Consider the following 988-nt stretch of genomic DNA (forward strand, 5'->3'; position numbering starts at 1 on the left):
AATCATGCCAATCAAAGATCCCGACAACATCAACTGGGTTGTTGTTGTTTATTTATTTATTGTGACCTTACTTGGTTCTTTAGCAAGTTACTGTTATCGCCTTTTGAACGGCGATACATTCCAATTATGGTCATTAATCGCGCAAATTTTCATTTCTATTTTTTCCGGTTTACTTATCGTGTTTATTGCCAGCTATTTTAATTGGGAATTTGAATTTGCCGGCGGTGTTGCTGGTTTAGCCGGCTGGTCAGGCGCAAGCTTAATAAAAACGCTGGAAGAACGTTTGATCAAAAAAGCAAAAGGAAGTGAGTAATGATTATCAGCGAAAAAGGCTTAGAACTCATCAAAAGCTTTGAATCATTAGAGCTGAAAGCTTATTTATGTTCGGCTAAAAAATGGACTATCGGTTATGGTCACACTAGGGGCGTCAAACAGAATGATAGGATCAGCCATGAACAAGCTAATTGTTTTTTAATGCAAGATTTATATCAAGTGGAACGCTCAATCAATCGACTAGTCAAAGTTAAACTTAATCAAAATCAATTCGATGCATTATGTTCACTGGTTTTTAATATTGGCGTAGCAGCATTTAATCAATCAACGTTGTTAGCCAAACTTAATGCTGGCGATTATGTGGGAGCAGCAGAACAATTTAAGCGCTGGAATAGGGCAGGCAATATTATATTAGCAGGCTTAATTCGACGCCGACAAGCTGAAGAAGATTTATTCAATGAATAATAAACAGATTGTTATTAGCGCAGCGATTTGCTTAATGCTAAGTTATATTGCCTATAATAGTTGGCAAGATGAAAGAGCAGCGAATAAAAGAGTCACTGAACTATCAAATCAAATTACACAGCTTGAACAACAAGCAATGATTAGCAATCAAATTATAGCTAACAATGAGCTGGCTAAACGTGAACTTGAAAATCATTCATTAGCGATACAGGAACAAATTAATGAACTACTCAAGAATAATGATTGTGCT

Annotated in this window: 3 protein-coding genes; all 3 read left to right on the top strand. The window is 36.1% G+C overall.

Going from position 1 to position 988, the window contains the following annotated elements; translation table 11 throughout:
• Positions 1 to 313: phage holin family protein (locus tag FcAc13_RS04085; protein ID WP_223064521.1), on the top strand; the 313-nt coding region annotated here is incomplete at its 5' end.
• On the top strand, positions 313 to 738 hold the full coding sequence (locus tag FcAc13_RS04090) for a lysozyme (RefSeq protein WP_187754935.1): 426 nt from the start codon (positions 313 to 315) through the stop codon (positions 736 to 738). The genes FcAc13_RS04085 and FcAc13_RS04090, both read left to right, overlap by 1 nt.
• Positions 731 to 988, top strand: a 258-nt coding sequence (locus FcAc13_RS04095; RefSeq protein WP_187754936.1) for a hypothetical protein, incomplete at its 3' end; no start/stop codon positions are given. The genes FcAc13_RS04090 and FcAc13_RS04095, both read left to right, overlap by 8 nt.

Source organism: Frischella japonica, assembly GCF_014489845.1.
Lineage (GTDB): Bacteria > Pseudomonadota > Gammaproteobacteria > Enterobacterales > Orbaceae > Frischella > Frischella japonica.